Origin of the sequence: Streptomyces sp. CB02058 (genome assembly GCF_001905505.1) — a bacterium.
Lineage (GTDB): Bacteria > Actinomycetota > Actinomycetes > Streptomycetales > Streptomycetaceae > Streptomyces.
This window is the reverse complement of the sequence record NZ_LIPG01000003.1, coordinates 901567-927021: the sequence shown is the minus strand read 5'-3', so window position 1 is coordinate 927021 and position 25455 is coordinate 901567. Positions and strand designations below refer to the sequence as shown.

Annotated in this window: 27 protein-coding genes; 14 read left to right on the top strand and 13 right to left on the bottom strand. The window is 71.8% G+C overall.

Features of this window, described 5'->3' with window-relative positions:
- Nucleotides 1-53: 53 nt before the first annotated feature.
- Genes AMK10_RS17685 through AMK10_RS17665 form a run of 5 tightly spaced genes read right to left on the bottom strand, consistent with a single transcriptional unit; the run spans nt 54 to nt 4881 of the window.
- Nucleotides 54-1307: an ABC transporter substrate-binding protein gene (locus AMK10_RS17685; protein WP_073748749.1), complete on the bottom strand. Its 1254-nt coding sequence runs from the start codon at nt 1305-1307 to the stop codon at nt 54-56.
- A complete protein-coding gene (locus AMK10_RS17680) occupies nt 1304-2431 on the bottom strand; it encodes a branched-chain amino acid ABC transporter permease (protein WP_073748748.1) in 1128 nt (375 codons plus the stop codon). Before AMK10_RS17680 ends, AMK10_RS17685 begins: the two co-directional genes overlap by 4 nt.
- On the bottom strand, nt 2424-3314 hold the full coding sequence (locus AMK10_RS17675) for a branched-chain amino acid ABC transporter permease (RefSeq protein WP_073748747.1): 891 nt from the start codon (nt 3312-3314) through the stop codon (nt 2424-2426). The genes AMK10_RS17680 and AMK10_RS17675 overlap by 8 nt, the downstream gene beginning before the upstream one ends.
- Nucleotides 3311-4096 (bottom strand): ABC transporter ATP-binding protein, encoded by a 786-nt coding sequence (locus tag AMK10_RS17670; protein ID WP_073748746.1) that lies wholly within the window; start codon nt 4094-4096, stop codon nt 3311-3313. Before AMK10_RS17670 ends, AMK10_RS17675 begins: the two co-directional genes overlap by 4 nt.
- Nucleotides 4084-4881, bottom strand: coding sequence for an ABC transporter ATP-binding protein (locus tag AMK10_RS17665; protein ID WP_073748745.1), 798 nt, complete (start codon nt 4879-4881; stop codon nt 4084-4086). The genes AMK10_RS17670 and AMK10_RS17665 overlap by 13 nt, the downstream gene beginning before the upstream one ends.
- A 216-nt stretch (nt 4882-5097) precedes the next feature.
- Here AMK10_RS17665 and AMK10_RS17660 point away from each other — a divergent pair, with 216 nt between their 5' ends.
- Nucleotides 5098-5820, top strand: a complete 723-nt coding sequence (locus tag AMK10_RS17660) for a PucR family transcriptional regulator (protein ID WP_073748744.1) — start codon at nt 5098-5100, stop codon at nt 5818-5820.
- Between the two features lie 146 nt (nt 5821-5966).
- Here AMK10_RS17660 and AMK10_RS17655 read toward each other — a convergent pair whose 3' ends face one another.
- Nucleotides 5967-7082 (bottom strand): glycerate kinase, encoded by a 1116-nt coding sequence (locus AMK10_RS17655; protein WP_073748743.1) that lies wholly within the window; start codon nt 7080-7082, stop codon nt 5967-5969.
- Nucleotides 7083-7213: 131 nt separating this feature from the next.
- Here AMK10_RS17655 and AMK10_RS17650 point away from each other — a divergent pair, with 131 nt between their 5' ends.
- Entirely contained in the window at nt 7214-7708 is a 495-nt protein-coding gene (locus AMK10_RS17650; protein WP_073748742.1) for an NUDIX domain-containing protein, read from the top strand.
- A gap of 4 nt (nt 7709-7712) precedes the next feature.
- Here the strand turns inward: AMK10_RS17650 and AMK10_RS17645 are convergent, their stop codons facing one another.
- On the bottom strand, nt 7713-7913 hold the full coding sequence (locus tag AMK10_RS17645; RefSeq protein WP_073748741.1) for a type II toxin-antitoxin system VapB family antitoxin: 201 nt from the start codon (nt 7911-7913) through the stop codon (nt 7713-7715).
- Nucleotides 7914-7983: 70 nt separating this feature from the next.
- Between AMK10_RS17645 and AMK10_RS17640 the strand changes: the two genes are divergently transcribed.
- Nucleotides 7984-8712 (top strand): SIR2 family NAD-dependent protein deacylase, encoded by a 729-nt coding sequence (locus tag AMK10_RS17640; protein WP_073748740.1) that lies wholly within the window; start codon nt 7984-7986, stop codon nt 8710-8712.
- A gap of 220 nt (nt 8713-8932) precedes the next feature.
- On the opposite strand, the gene AMK10_RS17635 is transcribed toward AMK10_RS17640, so the two are convergent.
- On the bottom strand, nt 8933-9343 hold the full coding sequence (locus AMK10_RS17635) for a hypothetical protein (RefSeq protein ID WP_073748739.1): 411 nt from the start codon (nt 9341-9343) through the stop codon (nt 8933-8935).
- Nucleotides 9344-9660: 317 nt separating this feature from the next.
- Between AMK10_RS17635 and AMK10_RS17630 the strand changes: the two genes are divergently transcribed.
- On the top strand, nt 9661-10245 hold the full coding sequence (locus tag AMK10_RS17630) for a TMEM165/GDT1 family protein (protein WP_073748738.1): 585 nt from the start codon (nt 9661-9663) through the stop codon (nt 10243-10245).
- Between the two features lie 119 nt (nt 10246-10364).
- On the opposite strand, the gene AMK10_RS17625 is transcribed toward AMK10_RS17630, so the two are convergent.
- Nucleotides 10365-10883 (bottom strand): methylated-DNA--[protein]-cysteine S-methyltransferase, encoded by a 519-nt coding sequence (locus tag AMK10_RS17625; protein ID WP_073748737.1) that lies wholly within the window; start codon nt 10881-10883, stop codon nt 10365-10367.
- A gap of 17 nt (nt 10884-10900) precedes the next feature.
- Nucleotides 10901-12373 (bottom strand): AlkA N-terminal domain-containing protein, encoded by a 1473-nt coding sequence (locus AMK10_RS17620; RefSeq protein ID WP_073748736.1) that lies wholly within the window; start codon nt 12371-12373, stop codon nt 10901-10903.
- A gap of 393 nt (nt 12374-12766) precedes the next feature.
- Here AMK10_RS17620 and AMK10_RS17615 point away from each other — a divergent pair, with 393 nt between their 5' ends.
- On the top strand, nt 12767-13999 hold the full coding sequence (locus AMK10_RS17615) for a right-handed parallel beta-helix repeat-containing protein (RefSeq protein ID WP_073748735.1): 1233 nt from the start codon (nt 12767-12769) through the stop codon (nt 13997-13999).
- 136 nt (nt 14000-14135) lie between these two features.
- Here the strand turns inward: AMK10_RS17615 and AMK10_RS17610 are convergent, their stop codons facing one another.
- Nucleotides 14136-14699 (bottom strand): hypothetical protein, encoded by a 564-nt coding sequence (locus AMK10_RS17610; protein ID WP_143194963.1) that lies wholly within the window; start codon nt 14697-14699, stop codon nt 14136-14138.
- A gap of 458 nt (nt 14700-15157) precedes the next feature.
- On the opposite strand from AMK10_RS17610, the gene AMK10_RS17605 reads away from it, so the two are divergent.
- Entirely contained in the window at nt 15158-16480 is a 1323-nt protein-coding gene (locus AMK10_RS17605) for an ammonium transporter (RefSeq protein WP_073748733.1), read from the top strand.
- Nucleotides 16477-16815 carry a P-II family nitrogen regulator gene (locus AMK10_RS17600; RefSeq protein ID WP_073748732.1) on the top strand — a complete coding sequence of 113 codons (339 nt, stop codon included), beginning with the start codon at nt 16477-16479 and terminating at the stop codon, nt 16813-16815. The genes AMK10_RS17605 and AMK10_RS17600 overlap by 4 nt, the downstream gene beginning before the upstream one ends.
- Nucleotides 16816-16944: 129 nt before the next feature.
- Here the strand turns inward: AMK10_RS17600 and AMK10_RS17595 are convergent, their stop codons facing one another.
- Both AMK10_RS17595 and AMK10_RS17590 read right to left on the bottom strand, forming a co-directional pair.
- Entirely contained in the window at nt 16945-17313 is a 369-nt protein-coding gene (locus tag AMK10_RS17595) for a nuclear transport factor 2 family protein (protein WP_073748731.1), read from the bottom strand.
- Nucleotides 17314-17584: 271 nt separating this feature from the next.
- Nucleotides 17585-18094 (bottom strand): cupin domain-containing protein, encoded by a 510-nt coding sequence (locus AMK10_RS17590; RefSeq protein WP_073748730.1) that lies wholly within the window; start codon nt 18092-18094, stop codon nt 17585-17587.
- 137 nt (nt 18095-18231) lie between these two features.
- On the opposite strand from AMK10_RS17590, the gene AMK10_RS17585 reads away from it, so the two are divergent.
- The 7 genes from AMK10_RS17585 (at nt 18232) to AMK10_RS17555 (ending at nt 25382) form a co-directional block, all read left to right on the top strand.
- Nucleotides 18232-18666, top strand: a complete 435-nt coding sequence (locus tag AMK10_RS17585) for an RrF2 family transcriptional regulator (RefSeq protein ID WP_073748729.1) — start codon at nt 18232-18234, stop codon at nt 18664-18666.
- A 50-nt stretch (nt 18667-18716) separates the two neighbouring features.
- Nucleotides 18717-19583, top strand: a complete 867-nt coding sequence (locus AMK10_RS17580; RefSeq protein WP_073749328.1) for a DsbA family oxidoreductase — start codon at nt 18717-18719, stop codon at nt 19581-19583.
- Nucleotides 19584-20063: 480 nt separating this feature from the next.
- A complete protein-coding gene (locus AMK10_RS17575) occupies nt 20064-21635 on the top strand; it encodes an ABC transporter substrate-binding protein (RefSeq protein WP_073748728.1) in 1572 nt (523 codons plus the stop codon).
- Between the two features lie 36 nt (nt 21636-21671).
- Complete coding sequence (locus AMK10_RS17570) at nt 21672-22700, top strand: ABC transporter permease (protein WP_073748727.1); 1029 nt, start codon at nt 21672-21674, stop codon at nt 22698-22700.
- Nucleotides 22701-22702: 2 nt separating this feature from the next.
- A complete protein-coding gene (locus tag AMK10_RS17565; protein ID WP_073748726.1) occupies nt 22703-23599 on the top strand; it encodes an ABC transporter permease in 897 nt (298 codons plus the stop codon).
- On the top strand, nt 23596-24513 hold the full coding sequence (locus tag AMK10_RS17560; protein WP_073748725.1) for an ABC transporter ATP-binding protein: 918 nt from the start codon (nt 23596-23598) through the stop codon (nt 24511-24513). The genes AMK10_RS17565 and AMK10_RS17560 overlap by 4 nt, the downstream gene beginning before the upstream one ends.
- Nucleotides 24510-25382 carry an ABC transporter ATP-binding protein gene (locus AMK10_RS17555; RefSeq protein ID WP_073748724.1) on the top strand — a complete coding sequence of 291 codons (873 nt, stop codon included), beginning with the start codon at nt 24510-24512 and terminating at the stop codon, nt 25380-25382. The genes AMK10_RS17560 and AMK10_RS17555 overlap by 4 nt, the downstream gene beginning before the upstream one ends.
- The last annotated feature ends 73 nt before the right edge of the window (nt 25383-25455 follow it).

The following is a 25455-nucleotide window of genomic DNA, read 5'->3' as shown; positions in this document are numbered from 1 at the left end:
GACGACGACGGGCCCGGCCTCCACGGCCGGGCCCGTCTCCGTGCGGCGAGGGATCAGGCCTTCGGCTTGAACGACTCCGCGGCCGGGGCCACCTCCGCCGGCCTGACGACCTTGAGGCCACCGGGGGACTTGGCGTCGGGCTTCATGACGACGGTCTGCCGGGTCGAGGGCGCCGACGGGTCGGTGAAGTCGTGCGCGATCCCGAAGTCACCGCCGAAGTCCTTGATGGTGAGCAGCGCCTTGTCGACGCCCTCGCGGGTCAGGTCCTTCGACTCGCAGGCCTTCTTCAGGGCCTCGCCGAAGACGGACGCCGCGTTGTATCCGGCGATGACGCCGTTGTCGAGACCGTCCTTCGGGTACTTGGCCGCGTACGCCTTGGCGAGCTTCGCCGGGCCCTCTGCGGAGTCTCCGATGGGCAGGGTGGAGGCGCCGATGTAGTAGTCCTTCTGCAGGGCCGCACCCGCCTGGGTGGCGAGCAGCTGCGGTGCGTACGCCGAGTTGTTGCCGACGACGGGGACGGCGAAGCCGGTGGCCGCGGCGACGCCGACCAGTGAGGCCGCCTGGCGCGGTCCGGCGCTGACGATGACGGCCTTCACCCCGGCCTGCTTGAGCGCGGAGACCTGGGCGGTCATGTCGTTGTCGGTCGGCTTGATCTTCTGCTCGACGACGGTGAGGCCCGCTTCGGCCGCCGCGTGCTTGGAGCCGGCCAGGGCGTTCTCGCCGTAGTCGCCCTCGAAGTAGACGTGACCGATCTTGTCGCCCTTGGCGATGCGCTTCTCGTCCAGCAGGAAGTCGACGAGGTTGATGGTCTCGACGTCGTACGTGGCGCCGATGACGCGGACGTACTTGGAGCCGACCAGGTTCGCCGACCATGCCTGCGGCAGGACGATGCCCTTGTCCTGGCCGTCGATGCGGGACTCGACGGCTGAGACGAAGGGGGAGCCGATGAACTGGGTGAAGCCCAGCACGTTCGGTTCCAGCTCGGTGTAGGCGCCGATCGCCTTCTGCGGGTCGTAACCGTGGTCACGGACCGTCAGTTCGATCTGCCGGTCGCAGATGCCGCCGGCCTTGTTCGTCTCCTCCACCCAGAGCTGCTGGGCCTGGGTGACGCTCTTGCCCAGCGAGGCGTAGACCCCGGTCATGTCGGTGAGGGCACCGAGCGTGATCTTCGCGTCGGTGACTCCCTCCCCGGCCTTCACGCCGTTCTTGTCCGCGGCGCCGTCGTCCGACGACTTCGCCTTCTCGCTGCATCCCACGAGTGTGAGGGTGAGAGCCGCGGCAACGGCTCCGACAACACGTAGCTTCATTTCTTCTTCTCCCCTGGAGTCTTCAGACGCGCAATGCCGCCGGGCAGGAACAGGACGACCGCGACGACCGCGGCGCCGTACAGATAGCGGGACGCCTCGCCCGGTGCGATGCCGCCCGTACCAGGGGCGGACACCAGGGGGAGGGAGTCGCTGTAGTGGGTGAGCACCTGCGGGAGCAGCGAGACGAACGCGGCGCCGATGACGGCTCCCGCCACGCTGCCCAGCCCGCCGATGACGATCATGGCGAGGTATTCGAGGGACAGGATCATGCCGAAGTACTCGGGCACGGTCCGCTGGAAGACCAGCGCGAGCAGGACGCCCGCGAGGCCCGCGTACATCGAGGACAGGACGAAGACACCGGCCCGGTAGCGGGCGACGGGCACGCCCATCACGCCTGCCGCGATCCGGTGGTCCCGGATGGCGTTCAGCGCCCGGCCGGGCCTGCCGCGCAGCACCCCGCGGGCGAAGAGCCCGCTGGCCAGGAGCGCGGCGAGTGCCAGGTACCAGAGCTTCTCGGACGACTGGAAGGGCACCGCTGCCACGACCACTTCGGCGTCGTCGAAGGTGAACCCGAACAGTGAGAGGGGCGGCACGGGGCGGCCGTTGAAGCCGCCGGTGAGCGAGCCCGCGTTGAACAGCACGTGCTGGCCGATGAAGATCAGCGCGAGTGTGGCGATGCCGAGGTACGCGCCGCTCAGCCGCCCAGCGATGGGACTGAAGAGTCCGCCCGCGGCGCCCGCCAGGAGCACGGCCAGGATGGCCGCGAGCCAGGTGGGCAGGCCGAGTCCGGTGATCGCGTGCCCGTTCTCCGTGCTGCTCTCCCCCGCCAGGATGCAGTAGCCGTAGGCGCCGACCGCGAGGAAGAACGCGTGGCCCATGGAGAGCTGGCCGGTGGAGCCGGTGAGCAGGTTGAGCCCGATCGCCCCGATCGCGGCGGCCATCGCGAACAGCCCTGCCTGGAGCCAGAACCGGTCCAGGTAGAACGGGAGGAGCAGGAGCAGGACGGAGCCCGCGAGCCAGAGGTAGGGGGCGGGGCGTCGCAGCCGTGCGGCGTACGGGCTCCCGGTGGCGGGTACCGCCCCTGCGGGTGCGGGGGCGGCGGTGTCCTTGGTGGCTTCAGACACGGGACAGCTCCTTCGTACCGAAGAGTCCCGCCGGCCGGACGAGCAGCACGACCACCATCACCAGGTACGGCGCGAGGTCTCCGATGCCGCGTCCGAGGAAGGAGAGGTCGCTCTGATAGCCGGTGGCGAGTGACTCGGTGACACCGACGACGAGTCCTCCGACGAGCGCCCCGGTCGTCGAGTCGAGGCCGCCGAGGATCGCGGCGGGGAAGGCCTTGAGCGCGGCGAGGGAGGTGGCCCGTTCGAGGCCCGGGGTCGGGAACACCGTGAGGAAGAGCGCGGCGACCGCGGCGAGTGCTCCGGCGACCGCCCAGGCGGAGAGGGAGACCCGGCCGAGCCGGATGCCCATCAGCGCGGCGGTCTGCGGATTCTCGGCCGCCGCCCGCATGGAGACGCCCCACGAGGTGAAGCGGAAGGCGAGCAGGAACACCGTGATGAGCAGCCCGGCGACGAGGAACGCCGCGATGCGTGTCTCGGCGAGGGTGACACCCCCGATGGTGACGACGTCGTCGCCCCACGGGTCGCCCAGCGACATGACGTCCGTGCCCATGCGCCGGACGAGTTCGGTGGTCAGAAGGATGTCGACGCCGATGGTGACGATGGCCAGGACGCTCTGGTCGCTCCCCCGGTAGCGGCGCATCACGAAGAACTCGACCGCCGAACCGACGACGGCCGCGCCCGCGATCCCGACGCCGAGCGCCGGCCAGAAGCCGATGTCGTCGTGGAGCACGGCGGTGACGTAGCCGCCCGCCAGGAGCAGGGAGGCGTGGGCGAAGTTGACGACCTCGGTCGCCTTGAAGATCACGACGAAGCCCAGCGCGATCAGTGCGTAGACCGAGCCGATGGACAGGCCGCCGAGGAGGAGTTCGATGAAGGTGGTCATTCCTGTGCTCCCAGGTAGGCCTGCACCACGGCCGGGTCGTTCTGGACCTCGGCGGGCGTCCCGCCCGCGATCCTGCGTCCGAAGTCGAGTACGGTCACGGCGTCCGCGAGCCGCATCACCACCCCCATGTCGTGTTCGACCATGACGATCGAGATGCCGAGGCTGTCGCGCACACCGGCGACGACGGCCGCGGTGCGGCGGCGCTCGTCGGCGGTCATGCCCGCGATGGGCTCGTCGAGGAGCAGGACCTCGGGCTCCATGCACAGGGCGCGGCCGAGCTCGACGAGCTTCTGCTTGCCGTACGGCAGCGCGCCTGCGGGGAAGTCGAGTTCCTTGTCCAGACCGATGAACTCGGCTATCTCCCGCACCCGTTCGAGATGCCGTTGCGCCTCGCGGGTCGCGGAGGGCAGCCGCAGTCCCGAGGCCACGAATCCGGCGCGGGTGAGCCGGTGCCGGCCGAGCATGAGGCTCTCGGCGACGGTGGCGTGCGGTGGCAGGGCCAGGTTCTGGAAGGTGCGGGCCACGCCGAGGCCGGCGATCTCGTGCGGGGCGAGACCGGTGAGTTCGGTCGAACCCAGGTGAACGCTGCCCGAGGTGGCGCGGTAGACGCCGGAGAGCACGTTGAAGGTGGTGGACTTGCCCGCGCCGTTGGGGCCGATGACCGCGTGGACACTGCCCGGTTCGACGGTGAAGGACACCGCGTCGAGCGCGGTGAGCCCGGCGAAGCGCACGGTCACGTCGCGCACGGAGAGAGGGGCCGGGGAGGTCGTCACGCGGACCACCTGCTCAGGCTGCGGGTGACGCCTTCCGCCTGGGCCGCGTCCTCGGCGGCCGTCTCGTCGACGACACCGAGATAGCGGCGGCGCACCTCGTCGGAGGCGGCGAGCTCGTCGGCGGGACCGTCGAGCGCGACCTCGCCGACGTCCAGGACGTACGCGGTCGAGGCGAGGCGCAGCGCGATGGCCGCGTTCTGCTCCACGAGCATGACGGAGGTGCCGCCCGCGTTGATCTCCTGGATCGTCTCGGCGATCTTCGCCGCCATCAGCGGTGCGAGCCCGAGGGACGGCTCGTCCAGCAGCAGCAGGCGGGGCGCGGCCATCAGGGCCCTGCCCATCGCCAGCATCTGCTGCTCACCGCCGGACAGCAGGCCGGCCCGCTGGTGCGCGCGCTGGGCGAGCACGGGGAACAGCTCGTGTACGCGCCGGAGGGCGGCGGCGGTCTCCTTGCGTCCGCCGCGTGCCCCGAGGGCGCCCGCCCGCAGATTGTCCGCCACCGTCATCCGGGCGAACACCTGCCGCCCTTCCGGCACCTGGATCACTCCCGCGGCCACCACCTGGGCGGGCCGGAGCCCGTCCAGGGGGCGGCCGTCGAAGCGGATGGTGCCCGTGCCCGTCCCGCGGTGGAAGCCGAGGGTCCGCGACACGGCCCGCAGCAGCGTGGTCTTGCCGGCGCCGTTGCCACCGAGTACAGCGGTGATCGCGCCGGCCGGCACGTCGACGGAGACGTCGCGCAGTGCCCGTACCGGGCCGTAGCCCACGGACAGTTCGCGGATCTCGAGCGTTGCCATGCGTCCTCCTCCTTCCGACTGGTCGTTGTGGTGCCACAGACCAGCAGCGGGCGCGGCGCGCGTCCACGGTCCCGGGCGCAATCGCTGCGGGTGACCAGTCTTCGAAGGGCCCCGTTGTGCGCGCGCACAGAGGGAGGGCATGGGCTGTCGCCTCCGGCGCGGCCGGTGGCATCCTCACCAGCCATGGGCGGCCAGGCCGCGGAACGGAGCGAAGCGATGCGGGGGCGCAGTGACGAGCAGGGCCGGGCGCTGCTCGACGCCCTGCTGGAGGGCCGGTCCGAGCCGGACCTCGCGGCACGCGCGGCGAGCGGTCTCGGCCTCCCCGAGCGGGGCCGTTACGCCGTGGCGGTGCTGCGGGACGGAGGCGGAGGGACGGCGGGCGCGGCGATGGACGCGGACGGGCTGCGGTTCATCCGGCGCAGACGGGGCGACCGCGAGATCGTGGTCGTCGCGCTGGGTGACCGCGATCCGGCGGGGCTCGCCGCGCTGCTGGTGCGGTGGTGTCCCGGCCCCGGCGGGATCGGTCCCGTGGCGGAGGGCCTCGCGGAGCTGGGGACGGCCCGCCGGCTGGCCGAGGTGGCCCTGCTGACCTGCCCGCCGGGCACGACGGGGATCGTACGGCTGGAGGAGCGGCTGCCCGCGGCACTGGTGGTGAGCCAGCCCGAGCTGTCGGCCCGGCTGGTGTCGGACGTCTTCGGGCCCCTGCTGGCGCTGGACCCGGCGGACCGGGCGCTGCTGGTGCGGACCCTGGAGGCGTGGCTGGAGTGCGAAGGGTCCGCCGGGCGGGCCGCGGGCCGGCTCTACTGCCACCGGAACACCGTGCTCAACCGTCTGCGGCGGCTGGAGCGGCTGACCTCGCGGTCGCTGACCCGACCGCGGGAGCTGATCGAGATGACGCTGGCTCTGGACGCGTTCAGGCTGACGGCGCCGCAGGCGTGAGGGGTGCCGCACCGTCACGAGGGGAGGGCGGCGAGCGGCGCTCCGGCCGTCGTGAGGGGAAGGCAGCACCTGGTGCCTTCCCCTCACGCGGGGCAACTCCCCGGGGGAACGCGGGGGACTCCCCATGACGGTGCGTCAAGGGAGGATCAGGACAGGAAGTCCCGGGCGATCTCCTCGGCAGCGCGTTCCAGGAGGGGGCCGGCCTGGGCCATGCAGACGGCCGGGTCGGGTTCCAGCGCGGTCAGGGCGTAGGCCCGCCGGATGCCCGCCTTCCCCAGAGCCTCCGGGGGCAGCGCGAGGCGTCCGCAGACGGCGACCGCTTCGACGCCCGCCGCGCGTGCGGCGGCGGCGACGCCCGCGGGGGCCTTGCCGTGCAGCGTCTGCTCGTCGAGCGATCCCTCACCGGTGATGACGAGCGTGGCCCTGGCCAGCGCGGGGGCGAAGCCCAGGACGTCGAGCATCACCTCGATGCCGGGCCGGAAGCGTGCGCCCAGGGCGACGAGCGCCCCGTAACCGATGCCTCCGGCAGCGCCCGCGCCGGGCAGTTCGGCCGTCTCGGGTCCCAGCAGGGACGCGTAGTGGGTGAGCGCCGCGTCGAGGACCGCGATGTCGTCCTCGGTGGCGCCCTTCTGCCGCCCGTAGACCTCGGGCGCGCCCTTCGGGCCGGTCAGCGGGTTGTCCACGTCGCTGGCCAGGATCAGGTCGACGTCCGAGAGCCGGGGGTCGAGCCCCGACAGGTCGGCCTCGGCCAGCTCCGCGAGCGCTCCGCCGCCGGGGCCGACGGGCTTGCCGTCCCGGTCCAGGAAGCGCGCCCCGAGTGCGGCGAGCATGCCCGCGCCGCCGTCCGTGGTGGCGCTGCCGCCGACACCGAACACGATGGTGCGGGCACCCGCGTCGAGCGCCGCGGTCAGCAGTTCGCCCGAGCCGTACGTGGTCGCGGTGAGCGGAGCGAACTCCCCCGTGGGCAGATGCTGGAGGCCCGAGGCCTCGGCCATCTCCACCACGGCGGTCGTGTCCCGCACCGCGTAGGCCGCGGTGACGGGGGTCCCCAGGGGGCCGGTCACCCGCGCCTCGCGGCGCTCGAATCCGGCGGCCACAGCCGCCGCGACCGTGCCGTCGCCGCCGTCCGCGACGGGCAGGGTCTCGACCCGTACGCCGGGGACGACGCGCCGGAGCCCGGCCGTCACCCGCTCCGCGACCTGCACGGCCGTGAGCGAGCCCTTGAACTTGTCCGCCGCCACCAGCACGTGGGCGGTCTCCATCGCTGCTCCGTCCGTCACCTTGCATCCCTTTGCTTTCGAACAGGCAGTCGCGCCGCCCCGACCTTATCCGGACCACCCCTGATCTGCCCATGGCTGTCCGAAACCGGGGGAACGGCCCCTACGCTGCCTCCGTGACCACCTCTGACTACGCCACGTACATCGCAGGGCTCCCCCGGGTACTCGCCGGAGCCGCCACCCTCTTCCGGGACGAGCGGGGGCGGATCCTGCTCGTCGAGCCCAACTACCGCGAGGGATGGACGCTGCCCGGCGGCACCATCGAGTCCGACGACGGCGAGAGCCCCCGGCAGGCGGCACGGAGGGAGACCGCGGAGGAGATCGGCCTCGACCTGGCGCCGGGCCGGCTGCTCGCCGTCGACTGGACGCGCGGCGAGGCGCGTCCGCCGATCGTCGCGTACGTCTACGACGGTGGCGTGCTCCCCCAGGAGCGGTTCGACGCGATCCGTCTCCAGGAGGACGAGCTCCTCTCCTGGAAGCTGGTGGACCGCGCCGGCCTCGACGCTCACCTGCCCGGCCGGCTCGGGCTGCGCGTCCGGGCGGCGCTGGAGGTGCTGGACTCCGGGGACGGACCGGCGGAGCTGGTGGACGGCGCCCCGGTCGCGGGGTGAGGGATCAGCCCTGGGGGTCCTGCGGCCTGGCGTCGGCCTCCCGGCGCGCGTCGTCCTGTCCGGCGGCGCGCGCCTCGGTGCGGTGGCCGCGGGCGATGTAGTCGCGTACGACGAGTTCGACGGCGTCCTGCGGATTCCCCACGCCCGCGAGCACCATGACCTCGACGACGAGTTCCGCGTCCAGACTGACGTTCACTGTGGCCATGGCCCGGACCCTATGGGGTGCCCGTGGAAATGTCATCGCCGCGGGACCGGCCCGTCCGTAGGCTCGGGGCATGACTCTCGTCGCGATCCTCAGCGGCGCCGGCATCTCCACGGACTCCGGCATCCCCGACTACCGCGGGCCCCAGGGGCTCTGGAGGAAGGACCCGGAGGCGGAGAAGCTCGTCACGTACGACTTCTACATGTCCGATCCGGAGATCCGGCGCCGTTCCTGGCAGATGCGGCGCGCCAGCGCGACCTGGGCCGCCGAGCCGAACGCGGCGCATCGTGCGGTGGCCGCGCTGGAGCGGTCCGGGACTCCGGTCCGCGTGATCACCCAGAACGTCGACGGGCTGCACCAACTGGCCGGTCTGTCCGCCCGCAAGGTCGTCGAACTCCACGGCACGGCACGCGAGGTGGTCTGCACCCGGTGCCATGCCCGGTCGGCGATGGCGGAGGCCCTGGCCCGGGTCGAGGCCGGCGAGACGGACCCGCCGTGCGCGGTCTGCGGCGGCGTCCTGAAGTCGGCGACGGTGATGTTCGGCGAGCGCCTGGACCCCCGGGTGCTGGCCGAGGCCATGGCGATCACCAAGGCGAGCCAGGTGTTCATCGCGGTGGGTACGACGCTCCAGGTGCAGCCGGCCGCCTCGCTGGCGGGGATCGCGGTGGAGCACGGCGCCCGGCTCATCGTGGTGAACGCCGAGCCGACGCCGTACGACGAACTGGCCGAGGAGACGGTCCGCGAGCCGATCGGGACCGCGCTGCCCGCGCTGCTGGAGCGGCTGTCCGCCGACCCGGGGTGAGGTGGCCGTTCGGCGGGCGGTCGCCCGGTGGACGGTCAGGCGCGGCCCTCGCCGGGGTGGCCGCGGCCCCGCCGAACTCGGCCTGCCATAACGGCTCCTCCGCCGGGGGATGTTCCGTGCGCACCGGAGCGGATCCGCATCCGCTCAGCACCCGCCGATCGCCGGCACGAGGGCAGGGCCCGCCGGCTCCTCGCCCCGCTCCTGCCGCGCCTCCGGGTCTTCAAGCCCCTTCGCCGTCCAGTCCGGCCCGGATGCGGCGGGAGGGGCTGAAGGCGTAGAGGTCCAGGATCTCCGGCGGGTCCGCGAGTCCGGGTCCGCCGTCCGCCGCCCAGGCGGCGATGTCGGCGACGGCGTGCGGATCGTTGACCAGGCCGAGCCAGACGGGGCGCCCGCCCGCGCGGCGGCCGTCGGCCGAGGGCTGTACGACGATGACGTTGCCGTGCTCGCACGCGTCCAGGCACTCCACCGCGCGCACCGTAGCGGCCCCGCCGATGGACTCCCGCAGCTGGGCGAGCTGCCCGGCGTGGTCCACGCCGGGGATCTTCGGGGTGCCGCAGCAGCAGCCCCGGCAGACGCTCACCGTGGGACGGGAGGGGCCCGCTCCGGCGGTCCGGCGCGGTCGGCGGCTCATTCGGGGACACTCCCGTGGGTGGCGCGGATGATCACCGTAGGACTGTACCGAGCTGTTCCCCCGCAGGTCCGGTGGGGTAGTGTTGACGGCTGCGAAGGGGAGTAGCCCCGCAAACCGGTCGTCGACACACTGGAGCCTTCGGGTTCCCGGTGGCCGGGCTCGTAGATGCTTACGGGTGGGCGAGACCTTCGGTCAGGTATGACACGCCCGCGCCCTGCGGGCGCTGCGGTCATGCCGGGCCGAGTGGTCCTCCGAAAAAGCCCGAGCGGCACTTCGCGGAAGGCCCGGGGCCCGGCTCTCACAGAAAGCCACCCGGAATGCATCTCGACCCCCTGGCGATCCTCACCGCCTTCGGGCTGATCTTCCTCGCGGAGCTCCCCGACAAGACCATGTTCGCCTCGCTGGCCATGGGCACGCGCATGCGCCCGCTCTACGTCTGGTTCGGCACCTCCTCGGCGTTCATCGTGCACGTCGCCATCGCCGTCGGTGCGGGCGGGCTGATCGGTCTGCTGCCCGACTGGATCGTCAAGCTGGTCTCGGCCGCCCTCTTCGCCTTCGGCGCCTTCATGCTGCTGCGCAGCGGCGGCGGTGACGACGACGAGGACGAGGAGGTCAAGACGGTCACCGGCTTCTGGCCGGTCTATTCGACGGCCTTCATGGCGGTGTTCATCAGCGAGTGGGGCGACCTGACGCAGATCACCACCGCGAACCTCGCCGCGAGCAACGGCGCGTGGTCCACGGCCATCGGCTCGGCCGTCGCCCTGATGTCCGTGTCGGCGCTGGCGCTCCTCGCGGGACGGTTCATCGCCAAGCGGGTGCCGCTGAAGACGGTGCAGCGCATCGGCGGACTGTGCATGCTCGGCCTGGCGATCTGGTCGGTCGTCGAGATCTTCACCAGCTGAGCAAGGGGCGGAGCGGGGGCGGAGCGGGGGCCGTCCGCCCCTGCCGTCCGCCCCTGCCGCCCGTCTCCGTACTTCTGCCGTCCGCCTCCGCCCGGCGCCTCTGCCCCCTGCCGCCCCGCTCAGAACAGGGCCGGCGCCTCGTCCTCCGTACCCCGCTCGAAGGCGAGCAGCCGCTGCTTGCGGTCGAGCCCGCCGCCGTACCCGGTGAGGCTCCCCGAGGCCCCGATGACGCGGTGGCAGGGGACGATGATCCCGACCGGGTTCTTGCCGTTGGCCAGGCCCACCGCGCGGGAGGCCCCCGGTTTGCCGAGGTTTTCGGCCAGCTCGCCGTAGGAGCGCGTCTCGCCGTACGGAATCCGTACGAGTTCGGCCCAGACGCCGCGCTGGAACGGGGTGCCGTCCAGTCTCAGCGGCAGGTCGAACTCGGTGAGCTCGCCCGCGAAGTACGCCTCCAGCTGGCGGGCGGCCTCGCCGAACGGGCGGGCGTCCGGCAGACCGAAGGTCTCCTCGGGCGGGCGGTGCCGCTGTCCGGTCATGTAGAGGCCGGACAGCATCCCGTCGGTCGCGACCAGGGTGAGCGGCCCGTACGGGCTGTCGATGACCGTGTGCTGCCGGGTCACCGTGGATGTGGTGGTCATGGTCGGTCCTCACGCCCTCAGGCGGGCAGATGGTTGATGGGGTGGTCGTCGACGGTCCACAGATACTGCACGGCGTACGCGCGCCAGGGGCGCCAGCCGGACGCGCGTGCGGTGAGGGCGGCGGGGGTCGCCGGGAGTCCCAGCCGTTCGGCCGCCCTGCGGATGCCGAGGTCGGTGGGGAGGAAGGCGTCCGGGTCCCCGAGGGCCCGCATGGCGATCACCTCGACGGTCCAGGGGCCGAAGCCGGGCAGCGCGGTCAATTCCGCGCGGGCCTTGTCCCAGTCCGCTCCCTCCCCCAGGTGCAGCGACCCGTCGGCGAGGGCCGCGACCAGCGTGGTGAGCGTGGCGCGGCGGCTGCGCGGCAGGGCGAGTGCCTCGGGATCGAGCCCGGCCAGGGCCTCGGGGGACGGGAAGAGATGGGTCAGCCCGCCCTCGGGGTCCTCCACCGGCACCCCGTGCGCACGGACCAGCCGGGCCGCGTGGGTGCGGGCCGCAGCGGTGGAGACCTGCTGGCCGAGCACCGCGCGTACGGCGAACTCCGCCGCGTCGACCGTGCGGGGAACCCGGCGCCCCGGGGCCTCCTCGACCAGCGGCGCGAGCAGCGGATCGGAGCGCAGCTGGTCGTCCACGGCGACCGGGTCGGCGTCCAGGTCGAGGAGCCGGCGGCAGCGGCTGATGGCCTGCGTGAGGTCACGCGGGTCGGTGAGGGAGAGCCGGCAGTCGATGTGGCCGGAGCGGGGGGCGAGCGCCACGATGCCGTGTCCGTGCGGGAGGGTGAGGGTGCGGCGGTACGCTCCGTCGCGCCATTCCTCGACGCCGGGGACGGCGGTCGCGGCCAGGTGCCCGAAGAGGTTGCCGGGGGTGAGCGGGGCCCGGTAGGGCAGGCGCAGGGCGATGACTCCGGGAGTGCCGGGTGCCGTGCCGCCGCGGGCCGCTCGGGCGCGCAGTTCGCCCGGGGCGAGCGCGAAGACCTCCCGCACGGTGTCGTTGAAGGTGCGGATGGACGAGAACCCCGCCGCGAACGCCACCTCGGCCATAGGGAGCGCGGTCGTCTCGATGAGCACCCTGGCCGTCTGGGCGCGCTGCGACCGGGCCAAGGCGAGCGGCCCCGCGCCCAGTTCGGCGAGCAGCTGGCGCTCGACCTGGCGGGCGGAGTAGCCGAGGCGTGCGGCGAGCCCCGGCACGCCCTCCCGGTCGACGACGCCGTCCTGGATGAGGCGCATGGCCCGGGCGACCGAGTCGGCGCGGGCGTTCCACTCCGGGGAGCCGGGACTGGTGTCGGGGCGGCACCGCTTGCAGGCACGGAACCCGGCCTGCTGGCAGGCGGCGGCGCTCGGGTAGAAGGTCATGTTCCGGACCTTCGGCGGGACGACAGGGCAGCTGGGGCGGCAGTAGATCCGGGTGGTCAGTACGGCGGTGAAGAACCAGCCGTCGAAGCGGGCGTCCTTCGACCGTACGGCCCGCACGCAGCGCTCGGTGTCGGTGTGCATGGTCCAAGCATCGGGCACCGGGAGCCCATCCGGCTGGCGGAAATCCGACATCGCGCTCGACGGTCCGCCCGCGCGAACTCCGACTCGCTGTTCAGGTTCATGAACTGCCATCACGTACAGGTGTATTGACGCGCTCACGACAGGCGCCTACGGTCCAAGAAAGCGCTTGCTCCACACCCAGCGTGGTGTCGGGCGCACGAGCCGTTCAGACACTCGAACGGACCGTGCGACGGCACCCGGAGCCGACGTCCGCAGGAAGGGCCACACCCCCACGGCGCCCCCCACACGCCCGGCCACTCCCCCACCGAACCCAGCACGACCCGTCGAGGAGTTTCCGGTTTCGCCGCTCGACCCCCCACTGGTCAGACGAACACCCCACCCTGGAGACGAACGATGCAGAAGATCAATCCCGTCATCGCATGTGTCGGCCTGCTGGCAGGCTCGGCTCTCGCGCTGTCCGGAACCATGGCGCAGGCCACGCCCGCCCCCGGCGCGGCACCGACCGGCACCGGCTCGGTCAGCGCCCCCGCCGCGGTGGCCGCCGACGCGCTGTACGTGGCCCCGGACGGCGGCGACGACGCGGCCGGCACGGAGTCGGACCCGACGACGCTCGCCTCGGCGATCAGCCGTGTCGCGTCCGGCGGAACGATCTACCTGCGCGGCGGGACGTACGCGCACTCCGCGACGGTCACCATCCCGCCGGGCAACGACGGCACCGCGAGCGCCCGTACGACCCTGGCCGCCTACCCCGGTGAGAAGCCGGTCCTGAACTTCTCGGCCATGAGCGAGGACCCGGCCAACCGCGGGCTCGCCGTGAACGGCGCCTACTGGCACATCGACGGCATCGTCGTCGAGCACGCCGGCGACAACGGCATCTTCGTGGGCGGCAGCAACAACATCGTCGAGCACGTCGTGACGCGCTTCAACCACGACTCGGGCCTGCAGATCTCACGGATCGCGTCCGACACCCCCGACGACGAATGGCCCGCGAACAACCTGATCCTGAGCTCGGAGTCGCACGACAACGCCGACTCCGACGGCGAGGACGCCGACGGCTTCGCCTCGAAGCTCACCTCGGGCCCCGGCAACGTCTTCCGCTACACGGTCTCCCACCACAACATCGATGACGGCTGGGACCTCTACACCAAGAGCGAGACCGGCCCGATCGGCCCGGTGACCATCGAGGACTCCCTCTCCTACGGCAACGGCACGCTCTCCGACGGGACCGTGAACGAGGACGGCGACCGCAACGGCTTCAAGCTCGGCGGCGACGACATCGAGGTCGACCACGTCGTCCGGCGCAACATCGCCTACGACAACGGGCACCACGGCTTCACCTACAACAGCAACCCCGGCTCGATGACGGTGTCCGACAACGTCGGCATCGACAACGCCGAGCGCAACTTCTCCTTCGACAAGGGCACTTCGGTGTACCGGGGCAACGTCTCCTGCCGCAAGGACGACGGCTCGAACGACAAGACCGTGGGCGACGCCGACAGTTCCAACCAGTTCTGGACCGGCTCGAACGGGTCCGCGTGCTCCGCGTACTCCGGCGCGATGGACTGGTCCTTCGCCTCGGACGGCAAGCTCGTCGTGACCTTCGGCGGCAACACGGTGACGCCGTAGCGCTGCGGACCGGTCCGGTGGCGGGTGCGGCACCCGAAGTCCCCTGACGGACGGAGGGATCGCGGCCGGACCGCACGGACGTCCCGCTGACAGGGACCGGTGGACCCGCGGGGTCCACCGGTCCCTGCCGCGCCGGTCACCAGGTCTCGTAGTGGTCGGCCAGGCCCTCCGCGGCCTTCTTCCAGAAGTGGGAGCCGTCCAGGTCGTCCGGGAGCGCCTCGACGAAGGCGTAGAACGCTTCGAGCGCCGGTTTGAGGACCGCCTCACGCGCGTCGTCGTCCTCGATGTCGTCCAGGGGCTCCAGTTCCCTGACGACGGCCGCGAGCAGGGAGACGGCGGCGCCTGCGTGGCCTTCGCCGGTGAACTCATGGGCGGATGCCATTCCGGAGGCGTTGTCCCAGCCGCTGGGGTTGTAGACCGAGATCTCACCGGACGGCATCTCCATCAGGTGATACTCGCCCCCGTAGATGCCGATGCAGAGGCACGACTCCGGTATCTCGTCGTCCTCGTGGTAGTAGCCCGCGAAGATCTCGGCGGGTTCGGCGACCCAGCCGGCCTTGGCCTCGTATCCGGCCTGGTCGATGTCGACGTCGGGGAACAGCGTCCCCGACAGGCCCGTGCAGGCCTCCACCCACTCCTGGGAGGGGGTGCGCAGCCGCGCGATGACGGCATCGGGGTCACTCAGGATCGCAAGGGGCACGGACGTCTCCATTTCGCGGCGGGACGGGCTCCCGGCGCAGGCGTGATCGTATCGCCGGACCGAACGCCGTTCGGCGCCACATATCCGTGGGTTCCAGGCCCTGTTGACGCACGGACCGCGGACCGCGAAGGGGCGTCCCGGCGTCCTTCGACCGCCCTGTCCGGCGGCGCCACCCACGCCCGGCGGGAGCGCCGCGATCGCGCCGGGTCACCGCATACGCCCGCACGAGCCGATGCCCGCCTCCGCCCGCACGAGCCGATGCCCGCGTCCGCCCGTGCCCGCCTCCGCCGGACAGGCGGCACGCGGTGAGTCCGGGACACCGGAACGCCGCCCGCCTGTGAGCTTTCGGTCACCTTCGCGCAATGAAACATCCCGGAAACGCGATGGCGTCCTCCGTGAAACGCGTGCCCGCAACTCTCTTCGGGCCGGACCCCACGCCGCTCCGAGGAGGACCCCTCTTGACCCCCGCGACCCTGGCCTCGGCGGGCCTGGACACAGGTGACACCGCCTGGCTCCTCGCCGCCACCGCGCTCGTCCTGCTGATGACTCCGGGACTCGCCCTGTTCTACGGCGGCATGGTCCGCACGAAGAGCGTCCTCAACATGCTGATGATGAGCTTCGTGTCGATCGCGCTGGTCACCGTCGTGTGGCTGGTCGCGGGCTATTCGCTGGCGTTCGGTGACGACACCTTCGGCGGGCTCATCGGCGGGCTCGACCATGTGGGCATGGTCGGCATCGGCCCCGACGACCTCACCGGCAGCGTGCCCACCCTGTTGTTCACGACCTTCCAGCTCACCTTCGCGATCCTCACCGCGGCGCTGATCAGCGGCGCGGTCGCGGACCGCATGAAGTTCTCGGCCTGGCTGCTCTTCGTGCCGCTGTGGACCCTGCTCGTATACGTTCCCGTCGCCCACTGGGTCTGGGGTCCCGGCGGCTGGATCAAGGACGCACTCGGCGCGCTGGACTTCGCCGGGGGCCTCGTCGTGGAGATCGCGTGCGGGGCGTCGGGGCTGGCCCTCGCCCTGGTGCTGGGCCCGCGCATCGGCTTCAAGAAGGACGCGATGCGTCCCCACAACCTGCCCATGGTGATGCTCGGCGCCGGACTGCTCTGGTTCGGCTGGCTCGGCTTCAACGGCGGCTCGGCGCTCGGCGCCAACGGCCTGGCCGCCGCCTCGGTCCTCAACACCCTCGTCGCCGGATGTACCGGGCTGCTCGGCTGGCTCTTCGTCGAGCAGCGGCGCGACGGTCACCCGACCACCTTCGGCGCGGCGTCCGGCGTGGTGGCGGGCCTGGTGGCCATCACACCCGCGTGCGGGACGGTCGGTGTCCTGGGCGCGGCGGTCGTCGGCCTCGTGGCCGGTGTCGTCTGCTCGTACGCGGTCGCGTGGAAGTTCAGGTTCGACTACGACGACTCGCTGGACGTCGTCGGTGTGCACTTCATCGGGGGCGTGGTGGGCACCCTGCTGATCGGGCTGTTCGCGACGGCCACGATGACCGGTGGCCCGGAGGGTCTCCTCCACGGCGGCGGAACGGGCCAGCTCCTCCGCCAGGGCGTCGCCGTGCTCGCGGTGGCCGCCTACACCTTCCTCGTGACGTACGGCATCGGCAGGGCGATCGACCGGCTGATGGGAGCGCGGGCCTCCGAGGACCAGGAGCTCACGGGCCTCGACCAGACGGTGCACGCGGAGAGCGCCTACGATCACGGCGGCCTCACTCACGCCACCGCGCAGAGCCCGGGCCACTTCGCAGATCGTTCCCAGGACAGGAGCACCGCCCCATGAAGCTCATCACCGCCGTCGTGAAGCCCCACCGCCTCGACGAGGTGAAGACCGCGCTGCAGGACCTCGGCGTGAACGGGCTGACGGTCACCGAGGCCAGCGGATACGGACGCCAGCACGGCCACACCGAGGTCTACCGGGGCGCGGAGTACCGGGTGGACCTGGTGCCCAAGATCCGCATAGAGGTACTCGTCGAGGACGCGGACGCCGAGCCGGTGATCGAAGCGGTGGTCCGCGCCGCCCGCACCGGCAAGATCGGCGACGGCAAGGTCTGGGCAATGCCGGTGGAGACGGCCGTACGGGTCCGCACGGGCGAGCGGGGGCCTGAGGCGCTCTAGTACGGTCCTGGCAAGACGACTGCCATGGCCGGCACGGTCGATGACGGGACCGCCGGAAGCCTGTTGCGGGGCCGGCGCAAGCTGCGCGGAGACCGCCGCCACCCTTCAGGAGGCCCGCTGAGGGAGAGGTCACGCACCCGGCAGGCGGTCCAGGAAGCCGGCGACGCTGCTGATGCGGCCGTCGTCGGCGAGCGTGATCACGTCGAAGCCGGCGGCGGGAGCGGACCCGTCGGCGGTGGAGACCAGGTCCCAGGTGAAGCGCACCAGGTTGTGGTGCGCGTCGGGCGTACCGGTGAGCTGGAAGGTGAAGCCGGGGAACTGCTGGTGGGCACCCGTGATCGCAGCGGCGATCCCCTCGTGCCCCTTCGCCTCACCCAGCGGGTCGGTGTAGGTGCCGTCCTCGGTGAACGCCGCGGCGACGGCCTTGGCCAGTTCCTCGGAGGTGGCGGCATTCCAAGCGGTGAAGTAGCGCTCGACGGCGTCCTGGTGCGTGGTCACTGCGGTGTCCCTTCGTCTCTGCGGGTGCGCCGGACGGCGGGCCCGCGGGAGCGGCCGCGCTACCCCGCCCCACCGGCGGGAAGCCAGGCCGGAGGCGGCTCACCCTCGGTGTGCCGCCCTCCCTTGTGCTCCGCAGCCTGTCGCAGTCCTCGCGGAGGGTCGATTACCGCTGAGGTAATCCCGGGGCCGCGTCCAGCCGCCGGGGCTTCGTCCACCTGGCTGTTCCGTTGCGCCGCGACACGAAGGGTCCGGCCGTGGGTCGCAGGTGCCGTCAGGCGTTCGCGTCGAGGTCCAGGGCGTACAGGCGGGGGAGGTTGACCACGATCGCCTCCTGGGTGCTGCGGGCGATCACCACCACGGCCTCCTCGGTGGGGTCCGGGTTCTCCTCGCGGTGCGGGACGAACGGCGGGACGAAGATGTAGTCGCCCGGCGAGGTGCGCAGCCGGATCTCCTCCGGCTCCTCCCCCGTGTCGTCCAGGAAGACGAACTCCGGGTGTCCGCTGACCACATGGATGGCGGTCTCCGACTCGCCGTGGTGGTGGTCGGACGAGGCGGTCGCCGGGGCCACGTGGGTCTGCCCCATCCACAGCTTCTCGGAACCGACGGTCCTGCCGCTGATGGCGCTGAACCTGCGCATGCCACCGGTCTGCGCCGTGTCCCCGTCGAGATCGTCCGCCCTGATGTGGTGCAGGCGGGTGCGCAGGGGTGTCGTGGCGCTGCCCTGGGCTTCGTGGAGATGAGGGTGGAACCCTTCACCGGGGGTCGTCAACGGCTTGCTCATGACGGGGACGCTAGGACGCCCCCGAAAAGGATGTCAAGAGGTGTCCTTTCCCCTTCACCTGCGGCAATGTTCCCGCAATATATGAACGGAACGAGCGAATTCTTCGTCTGGAACCCGTCGCCGGGCATGATGTGGGGATGCATATCTCCGCGAAGGCGGACTACGCCACGCGCGCCCTTCTCGAGCTCGCGAGTGATCCCGGCCGTCCGCTCTCCTGTGAAGCCATCGCCTCCTCACAACACATTCCGTTCAGGTTCCTGAAGTCCGTCGTGGGCGAGTTGCGCAAGGCGGGACTCGTCCGGAGCCAGCGCGGCTGCGAAGGCGGTTACTGGCTCGGCAGACCCGCCGAGGACATCGCCCTGCTGGACGTTCTGCGCGCCGTGGACGGTGAACTGATCACCCTGCGGGGCGAGTCGCTGGACGGGCTCGACTACCCCGGTCCCGCCGCGGGTCTCCCCGGCGTGTGGCGGCGGGTCGAGTCGGACGCCGCCGCCGTGCTCGGCGGGCTGAGCCTGGCCGCGCTGCTGCCCTCCGAAGCGCGCGAGCGGCCGTCCGCGATCGGAGCCGCGTGACCGGCGGGCGGGACGCGCCACCGCTGGAGGTGGTGGAGTACACCGACCCGATGTGCCCCTGGGCCTGGGGTTCCGAGCCGGTCTTCCGCAGGCTGCGGACGGCACTGGCGGGCACGGTCCGCTGGCGGCGGGCGTACGCCGTCCTGTTCGACGACGAGGTGGACGACCCGGCACCCGATCCGGCGGCCGAGACCGCCTGGTACGCGGGGTACGTCGAGCAGATCTGCTCGCACACCGGCGCCCCCCGCGCGGCCGTGCTGAGCCGGGTGGCGGCGAGTTCCTGGCCGTCGTCGCTCGTCGCCGTGGCCGCGGAGCTCCAAGGGGCCGACGTGGCCGAGCGGGTGCTGCGCCGGCTGCGGGAGACCGTCTTCGTGCTGGGCGAACCGGCGGACACCCTCGATTCCGCCGTGGCCGCCACGCGGGGCGTCCCGGGGCTGGACACGGACCGGCTCAGGTACGACGCGGCCTCCGGCGGGGTACGCGAGCGGGTACGGGCCGACCGCGCGGAGGCCCGGCGGCCGGTCCCCGAAGTCCGGTCCGTACAGAGCGAATCGCCGCATCCGGGCGCGGCGAAGGAGACCTCCGACGGCGGGTTCCGCTACGCGTTGCCGACGCTCCTGGTGCGCGCCCCGTCCGGCCACCGCGCCGTCCCCGGCTGGCGGCCGTACGCGGCATACGCGGCGGTCTTCGAGGAGCTCCGCCCCGGACTGCTCGCACCGTCCGCCCCGCGCTCCCCCGCCGAGGCGCTGGAGCGCGACCGGAGCCTGACGGAGCCCGAGCGGGAGCTGCTGGCGGAGGGGCCCTGGCCGCCGCCCGGAGCGGTGCCGGTGCGAACCGCGAACGGCCATGTGTGGCTGCATCCTGACGAGGCGTCAGTTCACCCGGCCGCCCCCTCCCGGCCTTCCGCAAGGCCCTGAGCTGCGGTTGAGCACCGTCCCGCTGAATGAGACACCAATGGGTGTCCATTGACAGGGGTGTTCGGCTGCCTCCAGGATGAGCACATGCTCACGACGCACCCCGGTGTGGTGTGCCGCTACGTGGACCTGCGGCGCACCTCCAGCGCACTCTGTCGCTGACCGCCCAGCACCTTCGTTCCACAGGCGCCGCCTGACCTCCGTCGGCGGCACCGGCTCCTCGCCGGCCATGCCGATCCACTGATCCGCGCCTGTGCTCCCGCGTCGGCTCTCCGCATTCCGTCGCGCCTCTTCGTCGTCACCCGTACCGGGCCGTGAGTTCCTCGACGCCCTGTACCGGGCCCACCCTTGCCACGCCGTGCGCCGTCGCCTCGACGACGCATGCCCGCACACCCGACGACGGACTTGTGCGAGTGCCGCCCCTTCACGCTTCCCCGCCTCCTCCTGCCCTTTTCCAGGTCGGGACCCATCAGAGAGAACGAGATGTCCGCACGACTCACGATCCGCAGCCGACCGGACGCCCGGTCGGTCCGACGGGCGGGCGGCCTGAGGGTCGCAGCCCTCACAACCGCTGCCATCGCCCTGCTCGTCCCGGCTCTGAGCGCTTGCGGCGGCAGTGCCTCGTCGTCGGCCGGCAACGCCACCCTCAAGTGGGCTTCCTCCTCCTTCCCCAGCCACTGGGACCCGGTGGTGTCGGGCAGCGGCGCGCAGTTCCGCGCACTCGCCCTCGTCTACGCCTCGCTGACCCGGACCGACGAGGACGGGAAGGCCGTCCCCGATCTCGCGGAGAGCTGGGAGTACAACGACAAGGGCGACCGGATCACCTTCCACGTCCGCCCCGGCCTGAAGTTCAGTGACGGTGAGCCGGTCGACGCCGCTGCCGTGAAGGCCGCCATCGAGCGGGCCCAGAAGCAGAAGAACTCGGCGCTCTTCGGCGACCTGACGTCGATCGCTTCGGTGACGGCCGACGGACTCGACGCGACGCTGAACCTCACTCAGGTCGACTACCAGATACCGCAGTTGCTCGGCGAGCGCGTGCTGCAGATCGCCAGCCCGAAGGCCGCGGCGAACCCGGCGAAGCTCGACCAGGGCCCGATCGGCGCGGGACCGTTCGTCGTCGACCAGCTGATCCCCGGCACCAAGGCGGTCCTGCGCAAGAACCCGGACTACTGGGACGCGAAGAACATCCACATCGACAACGTCGAGCTGGTCTCCGCCCCGGACGCCTCGACCGTCGTCTCCGGTCTCCAGACCGGTGTCTACAACTTCGCCGACATCGCCCCCAGCCAGGCCGACGCCGCGGACAAGGCGGGCCTGGACGTCTTCTCCCAGCCCGGCTTCAACGCCTCCAACATCAGCCTGAACGTCAACAAGGCGCCGTTCGACGACGACAAGGTCGTGGACGCCTTCCGCCACGCGATCAACCGCGACGAGTTCGTCGAGAAGCTGACCTTCGGCCACGGCGAGACGACCGACCAGCCGTTCCCCAAGGGTTACGTGGCCTACGACTCCGAGTCCGAGAACGCCTACCCCTACGACCCGGCGAAGGCGAAGAAGCTGCTCGCCGAGGCGGGCCACGAGGCAGGCGACCTCAAGCTGAACCTGGTGATCCCGGCCGAGGACCCGCAGGCCGAGATCGTCCAGTCGCAGCTGGCCGCCGTGGGCGTCAAGGTCACCATCAAGATCGACAAGAACTGGGCCACCCCGTTCTTCGCCAAGGATCTGGCCTTCTCCCTGTACGCGACCACGGGCCGCGACTCGGCCGTGCAGACGCTCACCGCTCACTTCGGCCCCGACGGACCGCTGAACCTGAGCACTCCGTACGAGCCCGAGGGCTTCGAAGAGGCCGTCGCCGAGGTCCGCCGGACACCGCTGGACTCGCCCGACTACACGAAGGTCCTCCAGTCCGCGACGCGCGCGGGCCTCGCCAGCAAGGCGCTCATCTTCACCTTCTCGTCGCCCAACCTCTTCGCCAAGAGCCCGTCCGTCTCCGATCTGCCGAAGAACCCCGCGCACATCGACTGGACCGGCGTGAAGATCACCAACGGTTCCTGACCACCCATCCATCCACTGCAGAGAGGGGGCAGCCCCATGACGACGACCACGCCAGAGGTCACTTCCGAGCGCCGCCGCCGGCTCGCCACCGCCAGGGCGCGGCACGCCGCGGGGCGGGTGGCCGCCGCCCTCGGCCGGTCGGTCGCGATCTTCGTACCGGTGTTCCTGGTGGCGACGTTCGTGACGTTCGCGCTGCGGTCCATGAGCGGGCTCAGCCCGGCCCGCATCCAGCTGGGTGAGGAGGCGACCCCCGAGGCGATCCAGCGCATCGAGGCCGAGTGGGGACTCGACCAGCCCTTCCTCACCCAGTACTGGAACTGGTTCACCGACGTCCTGCACGGGCAGCTGGGCACCAGCTGGGTCAACGGGGCCGACATCTCCACGCTGATCGGCCTGGGGCTGGGCGTGAGCCTCTCGGTCGCGACCTTCGCGCTGGTGATCGGCGTGGTCGTCGGTTTCGTCCTGGGCACGGTGGCGGCGCTGCGGCGGACCACCCTGCTCGACCGTGCGATCACGGGGTTCGTCACCGTGATCTCGGTGATGCCGGCCTTCGTCGTCGGCATCGTGCTGGTCGCGATCCTCGCGGTCGGGCTCGGGCTGTTCCCCTCGGCCGGATACATCCCGGCCGAGCAGGGCTTCGGCCCGTGGATCGCCCACATCACGCTCCCCGCCCTGGCATTGAGCTTCGACGTCATCGCCGACGTCGCCCGGCAGCTGCGCTCCAGCCTCGTCGCGGCGTACGGCGAGAACTACGTGACGGGCGCGGTGGTGAGGGGCCTGAGCCCGCGGCGGATCTTCTTCGCCCATGTACTGCGCAACGGCCTGGGCCCCGCACTCGCCACGATCGGGCAGAAGTTCCCCGCGCTGGTCGGTGCCTCCGTGGTCACCGAGTGGATCTTCGGCCTCCAGGGATTCGGCCGGTTCGCCAACGACTCGGCCCAGGCCGGCGACGTGCCCGCGGTGCAAGGCGTGCTCGTGGTGTCGATCGTGCTGGTCGTCTCCTTCAACCTGATCATCAATCTGGTGCTGGCCCGTGTGATGCCGGCATCCCAGCGGGGGGTTTGACGATGGTGCGCCGCGTCCTCTCACTCACGTCCGGCCGGATCGCCGTGGCCGTCCTCGTACTGGTCGCCCTCCTCGCGGTGTGCGGTCCCTGGCTCGCCCCGCAGGACCCCCTGGCGACCAGCGACAACACCCTCGCCTCGGCGTCCGGCGCCCACTGGCTGGGGACGGACTACCTGGGCCGTGACGTGTTCAGCCGCCTGCTGGACGGCTCACGGATCAGCGTGCTCGGTTCGCTGGAGGTCGCGCTGATGGCCCTGGTCGTCGGCGCGGTCCCCGGAATCCTGTCGGTCTACTCCGGCCGGGTCTTCGAGTGGCTGACCCTCCGTCTGGCCGACACCCTGGTCGCCCTGCCGTTCCTGCTGTTCGCCATCGCCGTGATCGCCCTGCTGGGCAACGGGATCACCCAGGCCATGCTCGTCACGGGCGCGCTGGTCTCACCGCTCTTCTACCGGGTCGCCCGTGCCGCCACCCTGGCGGTGGCCCGCTCGCCGTACGTGGAGGCCGCGATCGTGTCGGGCGCCTCCGTCGGCTGGGTCGTACGCCGCCATGTCTGGGTCAAGGTGCTCCCGCCGATCGCGGTGGCGCTCGCGCAGACCATCGGCGTCGGTTTCGTCATCGTCTCCAGCCTGACCTTCCTGGGCATCGGCGTACAGCCGCCCGCTCCCACCTGGGGCGGTCTGCTCGCCTCCGACCTGGGCTATCTCAGCCACCAGCCGTGGGCCCCGGTGGCACCGGCCCTGCTGATCATGGTCACGGTCTGGGCCTGCAACCTGCTCGCCGACGCCATCCGCGACGTCTCCGGCGAGGCGGGCCGGGCACTGGTCAACAACCGCAAGGCCAAGGCACGTCGCTCCGGCGCCTCCGCCTCCGCTTCCGTCTCCGTGGGAGGTTCCCGATGAGGACCCTGTCCCAGAACACCGTTCCCGAGAGCGCCCGGGAGTCCGTGGCAGCGGACCCGTCGGCCCCCTCCGAACCGTCCGCCACGTCGGCCGCGACGGCTCCGCCGGTGATCGCCGTCCGCGACGTGCGCATCAGCGACCGCGTCACCGACCGGGAGATCGTCCACGGGGTGGGCTTCGAGCTCACCCCCGGGAAGTCGGTCGGCATCGTCGGCGAGTCCGGCAGCGGCAAGACGCTCACCTGCCGTGCCGTGCTCGGCATCCTGCCCCCGCACTTCGAGGTGTCCGGCGGATCGGTCGAGATCGACGGCACCGACATCTCGACCCTGACACCGCGGCAGTGGACGGACCTGCGCGGGACCACGGTCGGCGCGGTCTTCCAGGACCCGGCGTCCTATCTGAACCCGTCGATCCGCGTGGGCGCCCAGATAGCCGAGGTCATCCGGGTCAAGAAGGGCGTCAAGCGGCGCGAGGCGCGCAGGCAGTCACTCGAACTCCTGCGGGCCGTGCGCCTGCGGGACCCGGAGCTGGTGCACAGCCAGTACACCTACGAGCTCTCGGGCGGCATGCTCCAGCGCGTCCTGATCGCGGCGGCGATCGCCGTCGAGCCGCGTGCCCTCATCGCGGACGAGGCCACCACGGCACTCGACGTGACGGTCCAGGCCGAGATCCTCGACCTGCTGGCCGAACTCCGTGAGCGCACAGGGCTGGCCCTGGTGGTCGTCTCCCACGACCTGGCCGTCGTCGCCCAGTTGTGCGACGAGGTGCTGGTGATGCGGCAGGGCGAGGTGGTCGAGCAGGGCCCGACGCGCTCCGTGCTGCACGACCCGCGGCACGAGTACACCCGGCTCCTCATGGCCGAGCACGAGAGTTACGGCCTCGACACGTTCCTCGCCCCGAAGGAGGCGTCATGACCGTCACGTCGCCGGAGTCCCGGCCGACGGGCGTCGAGACCCAGGCTCCGGCCGCCGTCCTGGACGTCAGGGACCTGGAGGTCCGCTACGGCAGGGGCCGCCGGGCCAGGCGCGCCCTGCACGGGGTCTCGCTGAGCGTCGCCCCCGGGGAGACCGTCGGCGTCATCGGCGAGACGGGCTCGGGGAAGTCCACGCTCGCCCGCGCCGTGCTCGGCCTGGTCCGCGCCTCGGCCGGCTCGATCCTCGTCGGTGGCGAGGAGGTGACCGGATTCGGGAACCGCCAGTGGCGCTCGCTGCGCCGGCGCGGCGTCGTGCAGTACGTCTTCCAGGACCCGCTGCGCAGCCTCGACCCGGACCTCACCGTCGAGGAGTCGCTGACCGAGCCGCTGCTCATCCAGGGGGTGCCACGCACGGAGGCGGCGGAGAAGGCACGTGCCTTCCTCGACCGGGTCCACCTGACCACCGAACTGCTCCAGCGGCTGCCGGGCGAGCTCTCCGGCGGCCAGCGCCAGCGGATCGCCGTGGCCCGCGCCCTGGTCACCGAACCCGCCCTGGTCATCCTCGACGAGCCCGTCAGCGCGCTGGACTCCGCCAACCGCGTCCAGGTGCTGGAGATCCTCAAGGAGCTCCGCGCCGCCGGGACCTCCCTGGTCTTCATCTCCCACGACCTGGGCTCCATCGCGGGGACCGCCGACCGCATCGCCGTGCTCTACAGGGGGGAGCTCGTCGAGGTCGGGGCGGCCCGCGACGTCATCAAGCACCCGCGCCACGTGTACACACGGCTGCTCGTCGGCTCCGCGCCCACGCTGCACACACGGGCCGCCGACCGGACCGAGCGCGAGGCCCTGCGCGCGCAGCTCGGCGGCTGACCACCGGGCACCCGCGTCCCGTCCCGCCGGCATCGGCAGCCGGCCCCCGCACATCGCACGTACCACTGAGAGG

Excerpts from the sequence above, each read along its gene's own strand:
- AMK10_RS17685 (WP_073748749.1), bottom strand. The coding sequence starts at position 1,307 with ATGAAGCTACGTGTTGTCGGAGCCGTTGCCGCGGCTCTCACCCTCACA.
- AMK10_RS17675 (WP_073748747.1), bottom strand. The coding sequence starts at position 3,314 with ATGACCACCTTCATCGAACTCCTCCTCGGCGGCCTGTCCATCGGCTCG.
- AMK10_RS17665 (WP_073748745.1), bottom strand. The coding sequence starts at position 4,881 with ATGGCAACGCTCGAGATCCGCGAACTGTCCGTGGGCTACGGCCCGGTA.
- AMK10_RS17660 (WP_073748744.1), top strand. The coding sequence starts at position 5,098 with ATGCGGGGGCGCAGTGACGAGCAGGGCCGGGCGCTGCTCGACGCCCTG.
- AMK10_RS17655 (WP_073748743.1), bottom strand. The coding sequence starts at position 7,082 with ATGGAGACCGCCCACGTGCTGGTGGCGGCGGACAAGTTCAAGGGCTCG.
- AMK10_RS17645 (WP_073748741.1), bottom strand. The coding sequence starts at position 7,913 with ATGGCCACAGTGAACGTCAGTCTGGACGCGGAACTCGTCGTCGAGGTC.
- AMK10_RS17640 (WP_073748740.1), top strand. The coding sequence starts at position 7,984 with ATGACTCTCGTCGCGATCCTCAGCGGCGCCGGCATCTCCACGGACTCC.
- AMK10_RS17635 (WP_073748739.1), bottom strand. The coding sequence starts at position 9,343 with ATGAGCCGCCGACCGCGCCGGACCGCCGGAGCGGGCCCCTCCCGTCCC.
- AMK10_RS17630 (WP_073748738.1), top strand. The coding sequence starts at position 9,661 with ATGCATCTCGACCCCCTGGCGATCCTCACCGCCTTCGGGCTGATCTTC.
- AMK10_RS17625 (WP_073748737.1), bottom strand. The coding sequence starts at position 10,883 with ATGACCACCACATCCACGGTGACCCGGCAGCACACGGTCATCGACAGC.
- AMK10_RS17620 (WP_073748736.1), bottom strand. The coding sequence starts at position 12,373 with ATGCACACCGACACCGAGCGCTGCGTGCGGGCCGTACGGTCGAAGGAC.
- AMK10_RS17615 (WP_073748735.1), top strand. The coding sequence starts at position 12,767 with ATGCAGAAGATCAATCCCGTCATCGCATGTGTCGGCCTGCTGGCAGGC.
- AMK10_RS17600 (WP_073748732.1), top strand. The coding sequence starts at position 16,477 with ATGAAGCTCATCACCGCCGTCGTGAAGCCCCACCGCCTCGACGAGGTG.
- AMK10_RS17590 (WP_073748730.1), bottom strand. The coding sequence starts at position 18,094 with ATGAGCAAGCCGTTGACGACCCCCGGTGAAGGGTTCCACCCTCATCTC.
- AMK10_RS17585 (WP_073748729.1), top strand. The coding sequence starts at position 18,232 with ATGCATATCTCCGCGAAGGCGGACTACGCCACGCGCGCCCTTCTCGAG.
- AMK10_RS17580 (WP_073749328.1), top strand. The coding sequence starts at position 18,717 with ATGTGCCCCTGGGCCTGGGGTTCCGAGCCGGTCTTCCGCAGGCTGCGG.
- AMK10_RS17575 (WP_073748728.1), top strand. The coding sequence starts at position 20,064 with ATGTCCGCACGACTCACGATCCGCAGCCGACCGGACGCCCGGTCGGTC.
- AMK10_RS17570 (WP_073748727.1), top strand. The coding sequence starts at position 21,672 with ATGACGACGACCACGCCAGAGGTCACTTCCGAGCGCCGCCGCCGGCTC.
- AMK10_RS17565 (WP_073748726.1), top strand. The coding sequence starts at position 22,703 with ATGGTGCGCCGCGTCCTCTCACTCACGTCCGGCCGGATCGCCGTGGCC.
- AMK10_RS17560 (WP_073748725.1), top strand. The coding sequence starts at position 23,596 with ATGAGGACCCTGTCCCAGAACACCGTTCCCGAGAGCGCCCGGGAGTCC.
- AMK10_RS17555 (WP_073748724.1), top strand. The coding sequence starts at position 24,510 with ATGACCGTCACGTCGCCGGAGTCCCGGCCGACGGGCGTCGAGACCCAG.